This is a genomic window from Klebsiella sp. CN_Kp073, from assembly GCF_040065495.2.
GTDB classification, from domain to species: Bacteria; Pseudomonadota; Gammaproteobacteria; order Enterobacterales; family Enterobacteriaceae; genus Klebsiella; species Klebsiella aerogenes.
Map to the genome: position 1 here is coordinate 2,967,504 of NZ_CM198051.1, position 19,676 is coordinate 2,987,179.

The following is a 19,676-nucleotide window of genomic DNA, read 5'->3' on the forward strand; positions in this document are numbered from 1 at the left end:
GACCGTTCACCCGCGCTTTCCACGGCACACGAAAACTTAGCCCTGCCCGGCAGGCAGCAGTGATTCCACCAGCGCCGTCCACAGCGCCACGCCGGGCGCCAGCAGATCGTCGTTAAAATCGTAGCTGGCATTGTGTAGCGGCCTGGAGGGCGTCTCGCCGTCTGTGCCTATCCAGAAATAGGCGCCGGGACACACTTCCAGCATGCAGGCAAAATCTTCCGACGCCATGGAAGGATTGATCTGCCAGCGCACCGCGGCTTCGCCGAGCTCGGCCTGCGCCACCTCGCGCACCTTCAGCGCCTGTTGCGCATCATTTTTGGTCACCGGATAGCCCGGATACCACGAAATCTGACCGTCAACGTCGGAAACCTGCGGCTGCGTATGCACGTACTGCTCAATGAGGTTTTTTACCCGCTCGCGCACCGTATTGCTCAGGCAGCGAAAAGTCCCGCGCAGCACCACGCGGTCCGGCAGCACGTTGATCGCCTCACCGCCGTTTATCTGGGTAATGCTGACCACCGCGGAATCCTGCGGCGACAGGCGGCGCGACGGAATCGTCTGCAGCGCCATAATCAGCTGGGCGGCGGCGACGATAGGGTCGGCGCCGCTTTCCGGCATCGCCGCATGGCAGCTTTTACCGGTGAGCGTTATCTCAAAGGCGTCAAGCGAGGCCATCATTGCCCCGGGATTCACCGCCACATGCCCCAGCGGCAAGCCTGGCCAGTTGTGCAACGCGTAAATGGCGTCCATCGGGAAGCGCTCGAACAACCCCTCTTCCACCATTTTGCGCGCGCCGCCGAGGTTCTCCTCCGCGGGCTGAAAGACAAAATGCACGGTGCCGCCAAAGTTGCGGGTCTGGGCAAGGTGCGCGGCGGCAGCCAACAGCATGGCGGTGTGGCCGTCATGACCGCAGGCATGCATCACGCCAGCACGACGCGAACGATATTCCACCGTCCCCTGTTCAGCGATCGGTAGCGCATCCATATCGGCGCGCAGGCCAATCACCGGCCCCGGGCCGTTCTCAAGCGTCGCGACCACCCCGGTACCTGCCAGCCCGACATGTACCTGCAGGCCGAACGAAGCCAGTAGCCCGGCAACCCGACGCGAGGTCTCCTGCTCCTGGTACCCGAGCTCCGGATGAGCATGAAAATCGCGACGCCAGCCGATAGCTTCGGCAATCAGTGAAGACGATACCGCCATGTCCTGTTCCTTCCATTACTGAATGAGTGGTCCCCGTCCTGCTGCTTCCAGGCGGCACCCTTCGTTATATCCTTTCGCCCCCGCGGCTGACAACTTCAGCGATGATGATTTTTGTCTATTCACCAGCGGATCGTTTTATCGATATCAAAAATAGTAGCTGTTTCAGCGGTGACTTCCGTCAGCTGATTAATTATCATGCAGACTGGTCGGCGTCTTGCCGGATTATCCACCTGCAACCTTCCGTTATCGGGAATACAATGTTTAACCCAGACCAGAATCGCCTGGCCCCCACGCTGGCGATGATCATGGCCGCTTCACTTGTGGGATTTATCACCGGCTATACGGTGCCATTAATCAGCCTCGAGCTGGCGCAGCAGCAAGTTGCTCCGCTTTATGTCGGCCTGCTGGCCGCGCTGCCGCCCGCTGGAATGATGCTCTCTTCTTTTCTTTCTCCCGCGCTGTGCCGTCGTTTTGAAATGGGCGCGTTGCTCAGCGTTAGCCTGATCCTGCTGGCGTTGGCGACCATCGCCTCCTGCATGACCACCGACATGACGCTGTTGCTGGTGCCGCGTCTGCTGACCGGACTCGCCTCCGGCGTCATTATCGTATTGGGGGAAAGCTGGATAACCGGCGGCGCGGCGGGCAGTAATCGCGCTACTCTCACCGGCATCTATGCCTCGGCCTTTACCGGCTGCCAGCTCGCCGGCCCGCTGCTTATCTCCGTCGGCCCCGCCTGGCAACACGCGGCGCTGATGGCCATTGTCGCCATTACCGCCGTTTGCCTGCTAATGCTGCGTCATCTGCCGCGCGGCAGTCGCGAAAGCCTTGCCGAGCGCGCGAGCTGGCGCAGCCTGGGGGCGTTTCTGCCGGTGCTGGCCTCTGGGGTATTCTGCTTTGCCTTCTTCGACGCCAGTATTCTCGCGCTACTGCCGCTGTACGGCATCGATAAAGGTTTAAATGAAACGATGGCGGTACTGCTGGTCACCGTCGTCCTCACCGGCGACGCCATGTTTCAGGCGCCGCTGGGCTGGGTTGCCGACCGCTTCGGCATCCGTCGCGTGCATCTTATCTGCGCGGTTGTCTTTAGCCTGTCGCTACTGGCGCTGCCGTTTATGCTCGCCTCGCGCGTACAGCTGATGGCTATCTGCCTGCTGCTCGGCGCCGCGGCGGGCGCGCTTTACACCCTGTCGCTGGTGCGAGCGGGGAAAACCTTTAGCGGGCAAAAGCTCATCATGATTAACGCCCTGTTTGGCTTTTTCTGGTCCGCCGGTAGCGTGGCAGGGCCGATTGTCAGCGGCATGCTGATTGGCGTCTCCGGCTATGACGGCTTGATCATCACCCTGTTCGCCAGCGGCGTGCTGTTCCTGCTAATCCAGTGCCTTAGCAAGAATGAAAAAACGCTGCTCGCCAATGAGCAGGAAGAAGACATGGAAGAGGCTACCGAGACCGCGCAATAGCGGAGGTTGTTGATAACGGGCAGGCGGGGATCCACCTGCCCGTTTTGCTTTTGGCTACAGCACCTTACTGAGGAAGGCAGCGGTGCGCGGATTGGTCGGCGCGCTAAAGATCTGCGCCGGTTTGCCCTCTTCCTGAATCACCCCCTGATCGATGAAAATCACCCGGTCGGCCACTTCGCGGGCAAAGCCCATTTCGTGGGTCACGATCACCATCGTCATCCCTTCGCTGGCGAGATTTTTCATCACTTCCAGCACATCCCCTACCAGTTCCGGATCCAGCGCTGACGTGGGCTCATCAAACAGCATGATCGACGGCTTCATTGCCAGCGCGCGGGCAATCGCTACCCGCTGCTGCTGACCGCCGGAGAGGCTGGAAGGCCAGGCATCGCGCTTATCGCTGAGGCCCACCTTCGCCAGCAAGGCATCCGCCAGGTCGACCGCCTGCTGGCGCGGCATGTTGCGCAAATTCATCGGCGCCATCAGCAGGTTTTCCAGCACCGTCATGTGCGGAAACAGGTTAAAGCGCTGGAAAACCATGCCAACACTTTCACGCATCTTGTTGAGGTCGGTCGTCCGGTCATGGGCGGCAAAGCCGTTGACCACCACTTCGCCTTCGCTCACGGTTTCCAGCGCATTCATACAGCGCAAAAAGGTGCTTTTGCCCGAGCCGGAGGGCCCGATAATGCACACCACTTCCTGCGGTTTAATATCGCAGCTGATGCCGCGCAGCACGTGGCTATCGCCAAAGCGCTTATGTAAATTATTAATGTGAATCACTTTTGCCAAACCTCTTTTCCAGACGGTTAACCAGCTGCGCCAGCAGGAAGGTAATCACCCAATAGACCAGCGAGATCGTCAGGTAGGGCTCCCAGTAGGTGGCGTACGCGCCGGAGACGGTTCGCGCCGCGTAGGCCAGATCGGCAAGCCCGATCGCCGAGGCCAGCGATGAGTCTTTAACAATAGCGATAGCGTTGTTGCCAAGCGGCGGCAGAATGCGGCGAAATGCCTGCGGCAGGATCACTTTACGCATGGTTTTCCACCACGGCATACCCAGCGCGCGCGAAGCTTCCATCTGCCCTTTATCGATAGACTGGATCCCGGCGCGGAAAATCTCCGACACGTAGGCCCCGGCGTTAAGGGTAATCGCCACGATACAGGAGAGGAACGCGCCGTAGTTAGAACGCAGTTCGCGGGCGAAATCGGCGCTCATTATCCCGCTGGTGACCAGCAGGCCGTCGCGCGGGTTAATAAACAGCGGCACCAGCGCAAAGTGGACCACCATAATCTGCACAAACAGCGGCGTACCGCGGAAGGCGCTGACGTAGAAGCGCACCGGAAACTGCACCAGATAACGCAGAATATATTTCCATGGCCCGTGCTCGGCCTTCGCCATCCGCCCCAGTCCAAGCGTTAACCCCCACAACGTCCCGAGGATCACGCAGATAATGGTACATTTAATCGTCATCAAGGCGCCGTCCATAAACAGCGGGCCGTACTCCTCGATGATCTCCCAACGGAATCCCGTCATAGTCCTTCCCTAAAAAAATACGGCCATCGCCTGAGCGACAGCCGCGGTCACTGAAAAATGGTGTTATTGCGCAGGCAGCGTCGGTACGTTGTCATCGAACCAGGTTTTATAGATTTTGGCGTAGGTGCCGTCGGCAACGATTTTCTGCAAACCGGCGTTGATTTTGCCCAGCAGTTCACTGTTACCTTTAGCGACGGCGATACCGAAATACTGGCGCTCAAATTTAGCGTCAGGCACCAGCTTGAACTGCTTTTCCGGGTGCTGCTTGATGTAGTATTTTACTACCCCGACGTCGCCTACCGCGGCGCTGACGCCATCCTCAAACAGCTCCTGCAGCATCAGCGGCGTATTGTCGAAGCGCTTAATGGAGGTGCTGTTTTTACCCAGTTCCTGCGAAACCACAATATCGCCGGTGCTGGAGTTCACCACCCCAACTTTCTCGTTTTTCAACGCCGCCAGCGAGTTCACTTTTGAACCTTCCGGCACCACAATCGACTGCTCGGCCGGGAAGTACGGCGTAGAGAAATCCACCATCTGTTTGCGTTTATCGGTGATAGTAATACCCGAGATGATAATGTCGCGATCGCCGGTGCCCAGGGTGGCGAAAATGCCCTCCCAGGGGGTGTTGACCAGCTTCACGTCAAAACCTTCGGCCCTGGCGATGGCTTTGATGATATCGATATCAAAGCCTTCCAGCTGTTTTTGACTATTTTCGAATTCAAAGGGACGGTAGGTGCCGCCGGAGCCGACGGTATAGGTTTCCGCAGCCGCCTGTCCGGCTGCCGCCAGCGCGGCCATCATGAAACACGCTTTGAGCAAATTCTTGACCATGAGATATCCTTTTTATGCATTTATTTTGCATAAAAATACACATACTTAGCATGGCATGCAACCGGAAAGCATCCGGATAGTGAATTATCTTTTGTTCAACCGCGTTGACCACCTGATTTGCCGATGGCTCGATGCAATTCATTGATTCGCTTCATTGATTTGACCGTCTTTTGCGGCGCGGTCGAGGCGACGGACAGCACGATCATCTCAAGGTAAATCAGCACGGTGCCGTGCAGCGGCACCCGCCCGTTATCGCCGCCGCGCGGAACATCAATCACCACCTGCGCCAGTTGACTGAAGCGCGAATCCAGCGCCTGGGTGAGTAATATCGTCGGGATCCCCAGCCGCTGCGCCTCGCGCAATGTGGTCATGCCCTCCCGATGCGGTGATTTTTGCCCCATCATAATCAGCACATCGCCGCGCTGCAGGCTAATCAACTGCTCGGCAAGACTGAAGCCGGTACGGTTGAGGGTACAGGCAGGTAAGCCAATACGATTAAACAGACGCGCGGTGTACTCGGCGAGGATCCCCGACGCCCCGATGCCAAATATCGCCACCTGACGCGCATCGCCCAGTAGCGCCACCGCCTGGGCTACCGCCGCGCGATTATCGGCACGCGATAGCACCTCACAGGCGCGTTGATGACCATCCAGCACAAAATCGATGCTGGAATTGACATCACAGGAGAGCGCCCCCACCGTCGAGCGCATCTTTTCCGACGAGGTCGCTGACGGCCCGAACCAGCGCGCCATGGTCTCTTTTAACTCGCGCAGCCCAGCAAAACCCAATGCCTGAATCGCCCTCACCACGGTGGCATCGGAGGTGTGGGTGGCGGTGGCTATCTCCATTGCCGTGCGTTCCAGCACCACTTCACGATTATCATTGATGTAGTTTGCCACCTCGCGTAAACGGGGCGAAAGCTGGTGCGCGCGAGCGCGAAAGCGCTCGCCAAACAGATCGACTCTGCCCTTCTCTTTTTTCACCCCTGCTTTCATTTCGCCCCCGCTGGAATCGGCCGTCCGGCGATGTGCGACTGCACCTGAGCCACCATCAGCGTCAATGCGGCGTACGAATTAGAAATAACCTCTTCGCGCGGCAGCAAAATATAGCGGCCGGTTCGGCAGGCGCGCATAAAGTCACACCAGCCGGGCATGACCGCCTCCATGGCCTTTAGCTCATCCTGCGGCTTACCGCCGGTGTCCGAACGCCAGGTGGCGAAGACAAAATCGGCATCCAGCTCCGGTAGCTGTTCAGCGCTGACGTCGATCCGCTGGCCATCGGGGATCTTGTCGATCAACGGCGGGAAGCGGAACCCGGCGTCGCGCAGAACCCGCCCCAGCGCGTGATACGAGTGGTGTACCGTTACCTTACCGTTATTCGCCTGAATCACCGACACGCGGTACTGCTGGGGGTCGACCGTGGCCTTTAGCTGTTTTATTTGTTCCTGATAACGACGTTCAAGCACCGCCAGCCGCGCCTGGCTGCCGGTGAGCTGCGCCAGTTTGCGGTAAATCAGCGGCGCGCTGCCCTGCAGGTGATCGATACTGACCGTCGGCGCGATTTTCGCCAGCTGCTCCACCGAGACATGGCGGCTGGGCTCGGTAATGATCAGATCCGGTTTCGCCGCGGCCACGGCTTCAAGGTCAATATCGGCGGTGCCAATAAAGCGAATATCGCTATTGTCGAAATCGACGCCGGTTAACTGAGCGCTGGAGCGCAGGTAATGGCTGCCGTCAGGGCGCGTCCGGCCATGGCTGGCTACCGGCGGCACCCCAAGCTCGATCAGCGGGATGGTAATATCGAGATCGTGCATCGAAACGATACGCTGCGGATGCAGCGGTACGCTCACCGTACGACCTAAATCGTCGGTGAAGGTTTGCGAATCGACAGCCGCGGCAGCGCCCGCGCACAGCACCAGCAGAGAAACGAACCAACGCATAACAATCCTTTTTGATTTACAGGGCGTCACGGCGACGCCAAAGCAGAGCAATAAAAAATGGGCACCCTACCAGCGCAATGACAATCCCCGCCGGGATCTGCAGCGGCGCAAACGCCAGCCGCCCCAGCGTATCGGTTGCCAGCACCAGCAACGCGCCAATCAGCGCGCTGCCGCAGAGCAGCGCCACCTGACCGCCGCGCAAGACGAAGCGCGCCATATGCGGCGCCATCAGACCGACAAAACCCAGACTGCCAACGCAGGAAACGCTGGCAGAGGTCAGCAGCACGGGGGCGAAGAAACGCAGTAGCGTGAGCTGGGGCAAACGCACGCCAAGACCGATGGCGGTACTGTCGCCAAGCAGCGCCACATCCGCCGCGCGGGCAGTGCAGAACAGAATCAGTGCGCCAGGCAGCGCCCAGCAAAACGCCACCGCCAGCAGCGGCCAGGTCGCCGCGTGCAGGCTGCCGGAGAGCCAGATCATCGCCGTCTGTACATCGCGTACGTCGGCGGTGGTCATAAAAATGCCAACCGCTGCCGCCAGCGTCCACGACACGCCAATGCCAATCAAAATAAAGCGCGGACGTGAACAATCGCGCGCCAGCGCCAGCACCAACAGCGCCACCAGCACGCCGCCGAGCATTCCCGCCAGCGGTCGCCACGCCAGCCCTACGGCCGGAAAAAACAGAATTAGCGCCAGCACGACAATGCAGGCGCCCTCTTTGACGCCAATCAGGCCGGGGTCCGCCAGACCGTTACGGGTAATGCTCTGCATCGCCGCCCCGGCCAGCCCAAGCATGGCGCCGCACAGCAGCGCCATCAAAATTCGCGGCAGGCGGATGTCAAACAGGATAAAACGCTGCTGTTCGCCAATCTGCTCCGGCGCCAGCAGCGCACGCGCCCATGTCGAAGATGGCAGCGGGAAGCTGCCTCGGCTGAGGCTGTAGAGCCCGAGAGCCAGCAAAAGCAGCAGGATGAAGGCGGCAATTTTTAATGAAGCCGGGCGCAACAACAGATGCCTTGAAGCAAAACCCAGTGGCCGAAATCCGGCGCGGTGAACGGCGCGTTTCATTTAAAAAACCTCGCGGCGATAAAGATAAACAGCGGTGCGCCCACCAGCGCGGTCATCGCGCCGGTCGCCAGTTCCTGCGGCGCGACGAGGGTACGGGCGGCGATATCCGCCAACACCAGCACCAGCGCCCCGACCGGCGCCGCCAGCGGTAACGCCAGACGAATATCTTGCGTTATCAGACGGCGCACTACGTGCGGCACCACCAGCCCGACGAACCCAATTGGCCCGGCGACCGCCACCGCCGCGCCGCACAGCAGCGCGATAGCGACCAGCCCCAACAGTCGGGTCTGCACCAGATTCACCCCCAGCCCCAGCGCCACTTTATCGCCCAGCGCCAGCACGTTCAGGCGTGGCGCGAGAAGCAGCGCCAGTCCCATGCCAGAAAGCGCCGGCACCAGCGCCGCCTGTAGGCTAGCCCAGTTCAACCCGGACAGATCGCCGGCAAGCCAGGTGCGCATCGCCAGCAGCGTTTGTTCATCAAGAATTAATATCGCCGCCGTCACCGCCGAGGCAAACGCCGAGAGCGCCACGCCGCATAGCGTAATGCGCAGCGGCGTCGCCCCGCCGCGCCCGGCAGCGGCCAGCGCCATCACCCCGCCGAACAGCAGCGCCGCGCCACAGGCGGCGGTTAGCGGGCGTGCCGCCGGAAAATCGCCGAGAGAGAGGCCCAGCGCCGAGGTCGCGACCACCGCCAGCGAGGCGCCGGCGTTAAGCCCAAGAATATGCGGTTCGCCAAGCGGGTTGCGGATCACCGTCTGCAGCAGCACCCCGGCTACGCCGAGCGCCGCGCCGGTCACCAGCGCCGCCGCCAGCCGAACCAGACGTAAATCAACAATAATACGGTGATCGAAGTTCCGCGGATCGTACTCGAGCAGCGCCTGCAGGACCGTTTGCGGCGCGATCCAGCGGGCGCCTAAACCAAGATGAACCAGCGAACCGGCGATAAGCATCAGGGTTAATAGCAGCAATGCCAGCCGCGGACGGGTACGACGCCGCGTGGCGTACAGCACGGAGGCGCTCATCGGGCAACGGCCTGGGGTGCGCGAAACGGCATAAAGAAAGGTTTGCCGGTTTGCGGATTGATTGACATCTGCACATCAACATCAAAGACGTTTTTAATCAGTTCGGGGCTGCAGATTTCCTGTTCTGAAATGGTCCCGGCTATCCGCCCCTTTTTGAGAAATACCAGCAGGTCGGCATAGTTCACCGCAAAGTTCAGGTCGTGAAGCACCGTCACTACCGTACGACCATGTTCGCGGGTCAAGCTTTGCAGCAGTTCAAGAATATCTACCTGATAGCGCAGGTCGAGCCAGGTGGTTGGCTCATCCAGTAAAATGGTTTTCGTCTGCTGGGCCAGCGCCATCGCTATCCAGCAGCGCTGGCGCTGGCCACCGGAAAGGCTATCGACCGGCAGATGGGCGAATTCGGCGGTGCCGGTTAATTGCAGCGCCTCTTCCACCGCCTGTTCATCGGCTGCAGACCACTGGCGCATCAGCCCCTGCCACGGATAGCGCCCGCGCGATACCAGTTCAAACACCGTGAGCCCTTCCGGCGTCAGCGGCGATTGCGGCAGGATCCCCAGCTGGCGGGAGACCGCTTTGGTCGGCATTTCGTGGATGGTCTTTCCGTCCAGACGCACGCAGCCGCCGAGCGGTTTTAGCATCCGGGCGATGGTCGATAATAGCGTTGATTTGCCTGAGCCGTTGGCCCCGGCAAGCACCGTCATTTTACCGCTGGGGATCGTCAGGTTAATGTCATCGACGATAAGCGTCTGGCCATATCCGGCCGACAGGGACTCCAGGACGATCCCCTTTTCTGCAGGGTTTACCCGCTGTGGCATAACTCGCTCCTGCGCCGCAGCGTTCCGGCATCAGCCCTCGACGTTCTGCAGTCAAATCAAAATAAATCTCATTCTCTTTTGATCATGAAGGGGATGAATGTAGTAGTCAATACTGTGCTTCATGTTGTTATCGTTACGTTCACTACCCCGCGGCGACACAAAATGAATTTTATGAATAGTATTTATAATCAATAAAATAAAAGCATCTCACTACCTACGACAGGCTGCGAAATCGTGCTTTTCTTCTGCGACGATTTTTTATCTTACATAACATTTACTACTACATTTCTTCGTGTTTGAATGATTCTCAATTACATATCTGAAGGCGCGTTCAGACGCTTAACAGATAGGTTTTATTTTCAGGGCAATGATTTTATTGGCTTTATCTGACCGCAAAGGCAGATTCGTTCACGAGAAACAGATAATGACTCAACCCCATGTCGCCTGCAGGACGTTGCAAGGGCGCGCGCTTTTTTCGCTTCTTTTTTTAGCCTCACCGGGATTAATGGCCGCAGAAAATAACGCGGCAAATAATACAAAAGACGCCGAGGACACCATTACTGTGGTAGCTGAGGGCCGCCAGCAGAACGCCACCAGCGGCTATCAGCCACTGAGTTCATCTACGGCGACATTGACCTCAATGCCGCTGTTGGATATTCCGCAGGTGGTGAATACCGTCAGCGACCGGGTGCTGGAAGATCAGCACGCCACCTCGTTGGATGAAGCGTTGTATAACGTCGCCAACGTGGTGCAGACCAATACCCTCGGCGGTACCCAGGATGCCTTTACCCGCCGCGGCTTTGGCGCCAATCGCGACGGTTCTATCATGACCAACGGCCTGCGCACCGTTCTGCCGCGCAGCTTTAACGCCGCGACCGAACGGGTGGAAGTTCTGAAAGGCCCGGCCTCGACGCTGTACGGTATTCTCGACCCCGGCGGACTGATTAACGTTGTCACCAAACGCCCCGAGCGCCAGTTCTCTGGTTCGGTTTCCGCCACCTCCAGCAGTTTTGGCGGCGGCACGGGTAGCTTCGACGTGACCGGTCCGATAGAAGGGACTCGTCTGGCCTATCGACTGATCGGCGAATATCAAAATGAAGATTACTGGCGTAATTTCGGCAAGAACAAAAGCAGCTTTATCGCCCCTTCCCTGAGCTGGTTTGGCGATAGCGCGACTATTACCGCTTCGTATTCACATCGCGATTACAGCGCTCCTTTTGACCGCGGCACCATTTTCGATCTCAATACTGGCCACGCGGTCAACGTCGACCGTAAAACCCGTTTCGATGAAGCCTTTAATATCACCGATGGTTATTCCGATATTGCCCAATTGAATGCCGAGTATCGACTTAACAGTGCCTGGACCGCGCGCTTTGATTACAGCTACAGCCAGGATCACTACAACGATAATCAGGCCAGGGTGATGGCCTATGATTCTGCGACCGGCAACCTGACCCGCCGGGTCGACGGCACGCACGGCTCGACGCAAAAGATGCATTCCACCCGCGCCGATCTACAAGGCAATGTGGTCATCGGCGGCTTTTATAATGAACTGCTGACCGGCGTCGCCTATGAGAATTACGATCTGCTGCGTACCGATATGCTGCGTTGTAAGAACGTGAAAGGCTTTAATATTTATCATCCGGTTTACGGCACTCTCGATACCTGTAATACCGTCTCCGCTGCCGATAGCGATCAGCGTATCAAGCAGGAGAGCTACGCAACCTATCTGCAGGACGCCCTATATCTGACCGACAACTGGATTGCCGTGGCCGGCGTACGCTACCAGTATTACACCCAGTATGCCGGGAAAGGCCGACCGTTTAACGTCAATACCGATAGCCGCGATGAGAAATGGACGCCGAAGGCAGGCCTGGTCTACAAGGTAACGCCAAACGTGTCGCTGTTTGCTAACGTCGCCCAGTCGTTTATGCCGCAGTCGTCGATTGCCAGCTACATCGGCGAACTGCCGCCGGAAGAGTCCACCTCTTACGAAGTCGGCGCCAAATTCGACCTGTTAGAGGGTATTACCGCCAATATCGCGTTATTTGATATTCATAAACGTAACGTGCTGTATACCGAAAGTATCGGCGACGAGACGGTGGCGAAGACCGCGGGTAAGGTTCGCTCGCGCGGCGTGGAGGTGGATCTGGCGGGCTCGCTCACCGATAACCTCAGCATCATCGCCAGCTACGGCTATACCGATGCTAAAGTGCTGGAAGATCCCGATTATGCCGGTAAACCGCTACCGAACGTGCCAAAACATACCGGTTCGCTGTTCCTGACCTATGACATTCATAACGTCTATAACAGCAACACCCTGACCGTTGGCGGCGGCGGCCACGCGGTCAGCAAACGGTCCGGCACCAACGGCGCGGATTATTATCTGCAGGGCTATGCGGTGGCCGACGTCTTCGCGGCTTACAAAATGAAGCGGCAGTATCCGGTAACGCTACAGGTGAATGTGAAGAACCTGTTCGATAAGACCTATTACACCTCGTCAATTGGCACCAATAATCTCGGCAACCAGATTGGCGACCCGCGTGAAGTGCAGTTTACGGTGAAAATGGATTTTTAAACCTTGCCCTGCCCCGGATAGCGGCGCGCTGCGCCTTATCCGGGCTACTTCCCCCCAGCCCCTTCTGCGGGGAAATACCGGACAACGCACCTGGCTTACCAATCCTCTTCCTGGCCGAGGATACGCAAAATATCCTGCCGATGCTGCAATAACAGCGGATTGTCGCGATGGCGGGGAAACGCCAGCGGCAGCGTAAACTCAGCGATAATTCGCCCCGGCCGCGGCGACATCACCAGCACTCTCTCGCATAGCAGCAGCGCTTCTTCGATATCATGAGTGACCAGCAGGCTGGTATAACCCTGCTGCTGCCATAGCGCAATCAGTTCGCGCTGCATGCTGATGCGAGTAAGTGAATCCAGCTTACCCAGCGGCTCATCAAGCAGCAGTAAACGCGGTTCATTGAGCAACGCGCGCGCCAGCGCCGCACGCTGTGCCATCCCACCGGAAAGCTGCCGCGGCCACGCCTCGCTGAACGCCTGCAGCCCGATGCGCGAAATCAGCGCGTCGGCCTTCGGCTCCAGCCCCTTTTTCCCCTGCGCCTGCGGCCCCAGCAGCACGTTCTGCCGCACCGTCAGCCACGGATAAAGCGTCGGGTCCTGGAAAACGAGGATCCGTTCCGGCCCCGGCCCGCCCATCGCCGCATCATCAATCTCAATATGCCCGCTTTGCTGCGGCTCGAGCCCCGCCAGCAGGCGCAGCAGCGTCGATTTACCGCATCCTGAGGGGCCAAGCAGCGCAACGCTCTCGCCTGGCCGCAGCTGCAGGCTGATATTTTCCAGCACCGGCACCGTTTGTTTGCCCAACGTAAACGCATGATGAAGATGACGTACCGCCACCGCCGCGCCGGTCGAAATTGTCTGGGCACTTACCATTGCATTCCTCCGCGCTGCCAGCTCAGCAGCCGATCGCGAATCATAAATAGCCCGCTAATCAGGCCGGAACATAACAACGCCATCACGAATAGCGCCGCGTACATATTCGGATAGGCCGCCCAGCCCTGCGCCCACTGTAGATAAAAACCGATCCCGGATTTGACGCCGACCATTTCGGCGACAATCAGCACCGAAAACGACGCGCCAAGCCCCATAAACAAGCCGACAAACACGTTCGGCAGCGCAGCGGGGATCGCCACGCGCAGGATCAGAAATCGCTGGCTGGCTCCCAGCGTTCGCGCCACGTCATACCACGCTTTATCGATACCGATGACCCCGGACCAGGTCAATACCGTGACCGGGAACCAGGTGCTGAGCGCAATCAAAAACACGCTGGCGCCGAAGCTTGAAGGAAAGATAAACAGGCATAGCGGCAGCAGCGCGGTGGAAGGCACCGGCCCCAGCAGGCGTAAAATCGGATGCACCCAATAACCAATACGCTGAGACCAGCCAATCGCCAGCCCGCTGATAAACCCGCAGCTGGTGCCAAGCAGCACTCCGAGTCCGAGCAGCCCCAGCGAATGCAGCAGGCTATCAAGCAGCCGCGGCCAGTCATCGTGCAGCACTTCAACCAGCGCCTGCGGCGGAGCGAAAAACGGCACCGGCAACAACGCCGTCTTGGCCGTCAGCCCTTCCCATAGCGCGAAGAGTACCGGCAGCAGCGCCAGCCATTTCCCGGCACGCTGCAAACGCGCCCCCCGCTGCCGCCAGTAACGGTAACTCAGCGTCAGTAACAGCAGGCCGCCGCCGAGAGTGAACTGCGCCAGCGCCCACTCCTCGCTAAACGGCCAGCGCCGACCAGCATCGGGCCATGCCTGCGTGAACAGGCCGCCCAGCAGCCATAGCACGGCGGCAAGCCCGCCCTCCGTCCATAGCAGAGCGCCGGGTCCCGGGCGGGCGAGCGCGCGATCAGGCGAAAACGTTGACATAAATACTCTCCGCAAACTGATGAGGATCGGTTCCCGGTTTGATGACCTGTACCCGCTGCAGATCCACGGCATACTGCGTCAGCTCTTTAACAAAAGCCTCGCCCACCGCATGATGGCCGTGCCCTTGGCCGTGAAGAATGCCGCTCACCTCCGCTTCGTTAGTGTTTAGCGCATGGGCGAGAAAAGATTGCGCCACGCTTTCCGGGTGCGCGGCGGCATAACTGTGCGCTTCCAGAATCGCCTGGGTAAGCGCGGCCGCCGCCGGTTTATGATCGCGCGCAAGGGAACCGCTGACGCCCAGCACGCAGCAGCTAAGGTTGGCGTAATCGCCGGTCATATTGCTGGCGATTAGCTGATATTTGCCGGTTTCCAGCAGGCGATAGCTGAAGGGTTCGCTGCCGCTAATGGCGGCGATTTCGCGCTTATCCAGCGCCACGCTGAGCAGGTCGGCCGGATAGACTTTCCACTGCACATCGCTAATCGGGTCGATACCGTGGCGTTTCAGCAAGATGGCGAAGAAGTTTTTATCCGGCCCGGCCATATCGGTGACGCCAATGGTTTGCCCTTTCAGACTCTCCAGCGCGCTAAAAGGCGAGTTTTTGGCCGTCAGCAGATTCAGGCAGCCGCCGTGCGTCCCGGCGGTGAGCTTGACATCAAAGCCCTGCTCCAGCGCCTTCAGCCAGCGTAGCGCCATGCCGACCCCGGCGTCGGCCTTGCCGGTGGCAATCGCTTCCAGCAGGACATCCGTCGAGTTACCGAAGTTAACAAACTCAACGTCGAGATTATATTTACTAAAAATCTTCTGCTGCTCCGCGACGGCGACCGGCGCCAGGCACACCGCGCTTTTGTTGATCGCCAGCTTGATTTTGTAAGGCTGCGCCAGACGCAGCGCCGGATGTTCATCGCCGCTCGCCATCTCTGCCATATCGTGAGCCCATAGCGGCGCAGACGCCCCGGCCAGCGCCAGCCCGCCGGTAAACTGTAAGAAACGACGACGGGTAAAACGTGTGGTCATCATGGCGCCGCCTCCGCATGAACCGGCGCGACGGGCACGCTGAAGCCGTTATCAAATGTCGGCGTTACATCGAGCTTTGCGCGAATGAGGCCGTTGGCAAGATAAAAGTCCGCCGTCGACTGCTGCTGGGCGACCGTCGGCGCGTCCAGCCGCTGCCACTGCGACTGGCGGTTGGCAAACTGCGCGCGGGCAATCTCCGCCGGGAAGCGAATGATCTCCCCCAGCGTTTTGCCATAGCTATCGAGATTGGCATAAGCCCAACGCTCGGCGCCGGCCAGTCGGGTGAGATAATCCTGAAGCGCCGCGCGCTTTTGCGGATCCTTCAGCGCATTATCGGTGGCGGCCAGGAAAGTATTACCCGGCAGCAGCCCTTTGCCGCTCACCAGAATCTGCCCTTCGGCGGTTTTCACCAACTGCGTGGTATAGGGCTCCCAGGTTGCCCAGGCATCTACCGAACCGTTAAGCAGCGCGACTTTCGCATCCACCGGGCCAAGGAATACCCACTGCACATCCTTCGGCGAAATCCCCGCCTGCTCCAGCGCTTTCAGCGCCACAAAATGGCCAATCGATCCTTTACCGGTGGCAATGCGTTTACCTTTTAGATCCGCCGCGCTTTTTAACGCGCTGCCGGGCGGCACCAGCACGGCGGTCCCCGCCGGGTTGCTCTTATCGACGGCAATCGCTTTTACCGGCGCGCCGTTCGCCAGCGCGAACAGCAGCGGCGCATCGCCGATAATCCCCACGTCAACCGCGCCGGCGTTGAGCGCTTCAGCCAGCGGCGCGGCGGCAGGAAACTCGGCCCATTTAATATCGTAAGCGAGGTTTTGCAAGGCGTTAGCAGCTTCCAGTTGCGACCGCATGCCGCCTTTTTGATCGGCAATTCGCAGGGTGATTCTTTCCTGAGCCGCAACATAGCCGCTCAGCGTCAATAGCATTAGCGCCCCGGCTATGCGGGTAAAATGAGGTATGCGCATCTGAATTATCCTTGTTGTTGAAAAGCGTGTTTACCCGCCGCCTGCCACGCGCTGTCGTTCTGCGGCGTATGTACCCGCCCGCACAGGACGTTGCGATAGTGGCGTTCCAGAGGATTTTGCCGGCTTAAACCATGATTGCCGGTGAGTTCAAGCGCCAGATTGACCGCCTGAATGGCGTTATCGGTGATAGTGACTTTCGCCAGATTGGCCTCAATAGCGGAAAAGCCCAGCTCCGCGGCATTCTCCAGCAGCGCGCGGTTAACCAGCAGCAGCCCCTCTATCTGCCCCACTTTTTCCTGTACCCGCGGCAGACTGGAAAGCGGTTGTCCAAGATTGCCGGGAACCCGCGCACCCAGCCACGCGACAAGCCAGTCGCGCGCCGCGCGGGCCACGCTGTCGTAAATCGCCGCCAGCAACGCCGTATGACGGTTAGCAAACAGACGAAATTGTTCGGCGTCCGGCGCGGGCGGCTCGTCGGCGGGCCAAACGTCTACCGCGTGCCCGGCGGATACCTGCACGTTTTTCAGCACCACCTCGTGACTGCCGGTAGCCCGCATGCCGAGGTGATCCCAGCTTTTCACTACGCTGATGCCCTCGCTGTCGGCAGGAACCAGCCAGCTACCGACCAGCGGCGGATTGTCGTCGCTACGCGCCCACAGCGCCAGCCAGCTCAACCCTTCGATCCCGGTGGTATAAATTTTGTGGCCGTTAATCAGCCAACCCCGGCTGTTCCGGCTGGCTATCGTTTGCGGCAGACCGCCGCGCGCCGGAGAGCCCAGATCCGGCTCGACGCGCAGGCTATTCATCAACCCGCCGTTTGTGAGCGCATCATCAAATACGCGCTGGCGTAGCGGCTCAGCCCAATGGACATTTTCCGCCAGCCGCAGATGATGCAGGTACTGCATGCAGACAATCAGCGCGGTCGCCGGTTCGCCCCAGGCGATGGCGGCAATGGCCTGTTGCAGCTCGGCTAAACTGGCGCCTGGTCCGCCGTACTGCTCCGGTACGGCAAGGCTTAAAAACCCGCGTCGGCGCAGAACGTCAATATTGCGATGGGGGAAATCGCCGCTGGCATCAAGGCTGGCCGCCTCCTCCGTCATCAGATGGCGGATCTCCGCGAGCTGCCGCACCCAGTCATCGCTGGGGTGAGGCCTCATGATGCGCGCTCCGCCACGGCGCGCAGCGCGGCTTTTTCGCGGGTGATCGGCAGCAGCGCTTTGCCATACTCCTGCGCATCGTTCAGCGGGTCGAATCCGCGGATCAGGAAGTTACGTACGCCGAGGTCATAGTAGTCGAGCAGCGCATCGGCCACCTGTTCCGGCGTGCCGACCAGCGCGGTGGAATTGTGGCCGCCGCCCACCAGCTGCGCGATGCCGGTCCACAGGCGTTTATCCACCACCTTACCCTGCGCCGCCGTGGCCCGCAGACGCTGCGCGCCAACGCTATCGGGCTTGGCTTTAAAGCCCCCCTCACTCTGCGCCGCCCGCTCGGTGGCGACATGCAGAATATGCTCGGCCTTCTCCCAGGCTTCCGCTTCGCTATCGGCGATAATCGGCCGGAATGACACGCTGAAATCGATCTCGCGCTGATGTTTTGCCGCTTCCGCCCGTACCCGCTGGATAGTTTCCGCCGTTTGCGCCAGCGACTCCCCCCATAGCGCGAAGACGTTAGCGTGTTTACCGGCCACCGTAATCGCCGCTTCCGACGAACCGCCGAAATAGAGGGGAATATGCGGTTTCTGCAGCGGGCGAATAGCTGACCAGGCCTGTTGCGCCTGATAAAAATCATTGTCGATGTCCACCGGCTGTTCGGCGGTCCAGACCTGGCGGATGGTATCGAGGAAGGCGTCGGTGCGCGCATAGCGCTGGTCGTGGTCGAGATAATCGCCGTCACGGCGCTGCTCGGCGTCATTGCCGCCGCTGATGATATGTACCGCCAGCCGGCCGCCAAGCAGATGTTCAAGGGTGGCGAATTTACGCGCGGCGAGAGTTGGCGAGACAAAACCGGGACGGTGCGCCAGCAGGAAAGCTATCTTTTGCGTCGACAACCCCGCCAGCGCGGTCACCAAAAAGCCGTCGGGTTGATCGGACCAGTGCCCCACCAGCAGGCGGTCAAAACCCGCGGCTTCATGTGTTTGCGCGAAGCGCACAATATAATCACGGTCAAAAATCGGCCCTACCGGGGCGATGGTTTCCGACGACAGGCGGTGGCCGATCATGCCGAGAAACTGAATGCTCATACAGAACTCCTGGTAGTAAGGTAATGAATGGGCCGCGGCGGCGGCGCGTTTTCATTACCCTATACACAGGCTCTTAATGAGCAAAATGCATTTTTATCATAACTTAATATGCAAGATAAGCATTTATAAAAATAACATATATGTATCAGTCAGATGCATTAAGTTGCTGGACCACTTTACCGGCGAAAAAAGTCAGCGGCTGGCTGAGGTTAGCCAGATTCTGCGCCTGTACCAGCCACAGATGCACTTGCGGCTGAAAATCCGCGAGCGCAAGCGTGGACACTTCATCGCGCCACGGGCTGGCGGCCAGCGCGGCGCGAGGCACCAGGCCAAGCCCCAGCCCCTGCGCCACCAGGCTGATTTGCAACTGGGCGCCGGCGGTCTCGACGTTCAGCGCCAGCCGCAGCCCCTGCGAGTGCAGTTCGCGGATTAGCCCGGCCCGCAGGCCGCAGCCGTCGGGATTGAGTATCCAGCCTCGCTGCGCACAGTCGCGCAGCGCTCCGGCGTGCAGTCGCCAGCTTTTCGCCGCGATGACCACGATATCCAGCGGACACAGCAGTCTCCCGCTGTAGCCGTCAGCAAAGCGCTGCTGTTGTGGTCCCATCGCCAGCACGCCATCCAGTTCGACGCTCTCCAGCCGTTTTTGCAGCAGCCCGCTCCAGCCGCAGGTCACCTGCGGCTCAAGGGCCGGGAACTGCTGGCGTAGCGCGCTCAGCGCCGGCTGGAGGGCGATTTCCGCCACGCTCTGCGGCACGCCGAGACGCAGAACGCCCTGCGGCTCCGCCTCCGGATCGAGCAGCCCGTACAGCTTTTTGGTTTCCCGCTTGATGCTCAGGCACTGCTCATACACCCGATGTCCGGCGGCGGTGAGCGTCAGGGGCCGGGTCTGGCGCTCCAGCAGCGTCACATTGAGGGTTTGCTCCAGACGCTGAAGCCGACGGGTAATCGCCGATTGGGTAATGCCAAGGTATTCCGCCGCCTGATTCAGAGAGGAAAACTGCACGGTAGCCAGCAGAGCATCAATGTCATCGATACGCATACAATCCTTAATGTGATTTTTGCATATTAATATATGCGGAAATTGCATTTTAATTATATTAACGCCTTTGCTAGCGTAATGACCAGTCCCGACAACAGGAAATCAC

16 protein-coding genes and 2 pseudogenes are annotated in these 19,676 nt (G+C 59.4%); 2 read left to right on the forward strand and 16 right to left on the reverse strand.

Annotated elements, in window-relative coordinates; translation table 11 throughout:
• Positions 1-36 precede the first annotated feature (36 nt).
• Positions 37-1,200, reverse strand: a complete 1,164-nt coding sequence (locus ABLV66_RS14315) for a M20 aminoacylase family protein (protein ID WP_032707833.1) — start codon at positions 1,198-1,200, stop codon at positions 37-39.
• A gap of 257 nt (positions 1,201-1,457) precedes the next feature.
• On the opposite strand from ABLV66_RS14315, the gene ABLV66_RS14320 reads away from it, so the two are divergent.
• The gene (locus ABLV66_RS14320) at positions 1,458-2,657 is read left to right on the forward strand and encodes an MFS transporter (protein ID WP_026612337.1); all 1,200 of its coding nucleotides are present in this window, start codon (positions 1,458-1,460) and stop codon (positions 2,655-2,657) included.
• A gap of 54 nt (positions 2,658-2,711) precedes the next feature.
• On the opposite strand, the gene ABLV66_RS14325 is transcribed toward ABLV66_RS14320, so the two are convergent.
• The 8 genes and pseudogenes from ABLV66_RS14325 to ABLV66_RS14360 form a co-directional block, all read right to left on the reverse strand.
• Entirely contained in the window at positions 2,712-3,434 is a 723-nt protein-coding gene (locus tag ABLV66_RS14325; protein ID WP_032715551.1) for an amino acid ABC transporter ATP-binding protein, read from the reverse strand.
• Positions 3,421-4,185, reverse strand: coding sequence for an amino acid ABC transporter permease (locus ABLV66_RS14330; protein ID WP_020079062.1), 765 nt, complete (start codon positions 4,183-4,185; stop codon positions 3,421-3,423). Before ABLV66_RS14330 ends, ABLV66_RS14325 begins: the two co-directional genes overlap by 14 nt.
• A gap of 63 nt (positions 4,186-4,248) precedes the next feature.
• A complete protein-coding gene (locus ABLV66_RS14335) occupies positions 4,249-5,016 on the reverse strand; it encodes a basic amino acid ABC transporter substrate-binding protein (RefSeq protein ID WP_047046620.1) in 768 nt (255 codons plus the stop codon).
• Positions 5,017-5,111: 95 nt separating this feature from the next.
• Complete coding sequence (locus ABLV66_RS14340; protein ID WP_512173801.1) at positions 5,112-6,011, reverse strand: MurR/RpiR family transcriptional regulator; 900 nt, start codon at positions 6,009-6,011, stop codon at positions 5,112-5,114.
• Positions 6,008-6,960 (reverse strand): annotated as a pseudogene (locus ABLV66_RS14345) (iron-siderophore ABC transporter substrate-binding protein). Before ABLV66_RS14345 ends, ABLV66_RS14340 begins: the two are co-directional and overlap by 4 nt.
• Before the next feature lie 11 nt (positions 6,961-6,971).
• Positions 6,972-8,024, reverse strand: a complete 1,053-nt coding sequence (locus tag ABLV66_RS14350) for a FecCD family ABC transporter permease (RefSeq protein ID WP_045396176.1) — start codon at positions 8,022-8,024, stop codon at positions 6,972-6,974.
• Complete coding sequence (locus tag ABLV66_RS14355; RefSeq protein ID WP_315710141.1) at positions 8,021-9,046, reverse strand: FecCD family ABC transporter permease; 1,026 nt, start codon at positions 9,044-9,046, stop codon at positions 8,021-8,023. Before ABLV66_RS14355 ends, ABLV66_RS14350 begins: the two co-directional genes overlap by 4 nt.
• On the reverse strand, positions 9,043-9,864 hold the full coding sequence (locus ABLV66_RS14360) for an ABC transporter ATP-binding protein (RefSeq protein ID WP_315710140.1): 822 nt from the start codon (positions 9,862-9,864) through the stop codon (positions 9,043-9,045). Before ABLV66_RS14360 ends, ABLV66_RS14355 begins: the two co-directional genes overlap by 4 nt.
• Before the next feature lie 505 nt (positions 9,865-10,369).
• On the opposite strand from ABLV66_RS14360, the gene ABLV66_RS14365 reads away from it, so the two are divergent.
• Positions 10,370-12,442, forward strand: coding sequence for a TonB-dependent siderophore receptor (locus ABLV66_RS14365; RefSeq protein WP_348877071.1), 2,073 nt, complete (start codon positions 10,370-10,372; stop codon positions 12,440-12,442).
• 95 nt (positions 12,443-12,537) lie between these two features.
• Here ABLV66_RS14365 and ABLV66_RS14370 read toward each other — a convergent pair whose 3' ends face one another.
• From ABLV66_RS14370 to ABLV66_RS14400, 7 genes and pseudogenes are all read right to left on the reverse strand, one after another.
• Complete coding sequence (locus ABLV66_RS14370; RefSeq protein WP_063447704.1) at positions 12,538-13,314, reverse strand: ABC transporter ATP-binding protein; 777 nt, start codon at positions 13,312-13,314, stop codon at positions 12,538-12,540.
• Positions 13,308-14,303 carry an ABC transporter permease gene (locus tag ABLV66_RS14375; RefSeq protein ID WP_348877072.1) on the reverse strand — a complete coding sequence of 332 codons (996 nt, stop codon included), beginning with the start codon at positions 14,301-14,303 and terminating at the stop codon, positions 13,308-13,310. The genes ABLV66_RS14370 and ABLV66_RS14375 overlap by 7 nt, the downstream gene beginning before the upstream one ends.
• Positions 14,284-15,321 (reverse strand): ABC transporter substrate-binding protein, encoded by a 1,038-nt coding sequence (locus tag ABLV66_RS14380; RefSeq protein WP_063415800.1) that lies wholly within the window; start codon positions 15,319-15,321, stop codon positions 14,284-14,286. The genes ABLV66_RS14375 and ABLV66_RS14380 overlap by 20 nt, the downstream gene beginning before the upstream one ends.
• Entirely contained in the window at positions 15,318-16,292 is a 975-nt protein-coding gene (locus tag ABLV66_RS14385; RefSeq protein WP_063447702.1) for an ABC transporter substrate-binding protein, read from the reverse strand. The genes ABLV66_RS14380 and ABLV66_RS14385 overlap by 4 nt, the downstream gene beginning before the upstream one ends.
• A gap of 5 nt (positions 16,293-16,297) precedes the next feature.
• Positions 16,298-17,449, reverse strand: a complete 1,152-nt coding sequence (locus ABLV66_RS14390; protein WP_320482524.1) for an acyl-CoA dehydrogenase family protein — start codon at positions 17,447-17,449, stop codon at positions 16,298-16,300.
• Positions 17,427-18,531 (reverse strand): annotated as a pseudogene (locus tag ABLV66_RS14395) (LLM class flavin-dependent oxidoreductase). The gene ABLV66_RS14390 and the pseudogene ABLV66_RS14395 overlap by 23 nt, the downstream one beginning before the upstream one ends.
• Positions 18,532-18,676: 145 nt before the next feature.
• Entirely contained in the window at positions 18,677-19,570 is an 894-nt protein-coding gene (locus ABLV66_RS14400; protein ID WP_045396152.1) for a LysR family transcriptional regulator, read from the reverse strand.
• Positions 19,571-19,676: the final 106 nt, after the last annotated feature.

Excerpts from the sequence above, each read along its gene's own strand:
- ABLV66_RS14355 (WP_315710141.1), bottom strand. The coding sequence starts at position 9,046 with ATGAGCGCCTCCGTGCTGTACGCCACGCGGCGTCGTACCCGTCCGCGG.
- ABLV66_RS14350 (WP_045396176.1), bottom strand. The coding sequence starts at position 8,024 with ATGAAACGCGCCGTTCACCGCGCCGGATTTCGGCCACTGGGTTTTGCT.
- ABLV66_RS14340 (WP_512173801.1), bottom strand. The coding sequence starts at position 6,011 with ATGAAAGCAGGGGTGAAAAAAGAGAAGGGCAGAGTCGATCTGTTTGGC.
- ABLV66_RS14320 (WP_026612337.1), top strand. The coding sequence starts at position 1,458 with ATGTTTAACCCAGACCAGAATCGCCTGGCCCCCACGCTGGCGATGATC.
- ABLV66_RS14390 (WP_320482524.1), bottom strand. The coding sequence starts at position 17,449 with ATGAGGCCTCACCCCAGCGATGACTGGGTGCGGCAGCTCGCGGAGATC.
- ABLV66_RS14335 (WP_047046620.1), bottom strand. The coding sequence starts at position 5,016 with ATGGTCAAGAATTTGCTCAAAGCGTGTTTCATGATGGCCGCGCTGGCG.
- ABLV66_RS14315 (WP_032707833.1), bottom strand. The coding sequence starts at position 1,200 with ATGGCGGTATCGTCTTCACTGATTGCCGAAGCTATCGGCTGGCGTCGC.
- ABLV66_RS14375 (WP_348877072.1), bottom strand. The coding sequence starts at position 14,303 with ATGTCAACGTTTTCGCCTGATCGCGCGCTCGCCCGCCCGGGACCCGGC.
- ABLV66_RS14360 (WP_315710140.1), bottom strand. The coding sequence starts at position 9,864 with ATGCCACAGCGGGTAAACCCTGCAGAAAAGGGGATCGTCCTGGAGTCC.
- ABLV66_RS14370 (WP_063447704.1), bottom strand. The coding sequence starts at position 13,314 with ATGGTAAGTGCCCAGACAATTTCGACCGGCGCGGCGGTGGCGGTACGT.
- ABLV66_RS14330 (WP_020079062.1), bottom strand. The coding sequence starts at position 4,185 with ATGACGGGATTCCGTTGGGAGATCATCGAGGAGTACGGCCCGCTGTTT.
- ABLV66_RS14385 (WP_063447702.1), bottom strand. The coding sequence starts at position 16,292 with ATGCGCATACCTCATTTTACCCGCATAGCCGGGGCGCTAATGCTATTG.
- ABLV66_RS14365 (WP_348877071.1), top strand. The coding sequence starts at position 10,370 with ATGGCCGCAGAAAATAACGCGGCAAATAATACAAAAGACGCCGAGGAC.
- ABLV66_RS14400 (WP_045396152.1), bottom strand. The coding sequence starts at position 19,570 with ATGCGTATCGATGACATTGATGCTCTGCTGGCTACCGTGCAGTTTTCC.
- ABLV66_RS14380 (WP_063415800.1), bottom strand. The coding sequence starts at position 15,321 with ATGATGACCACACGTTTTACCCGTCGTCGTTTCTTACAGTTTACCGGC.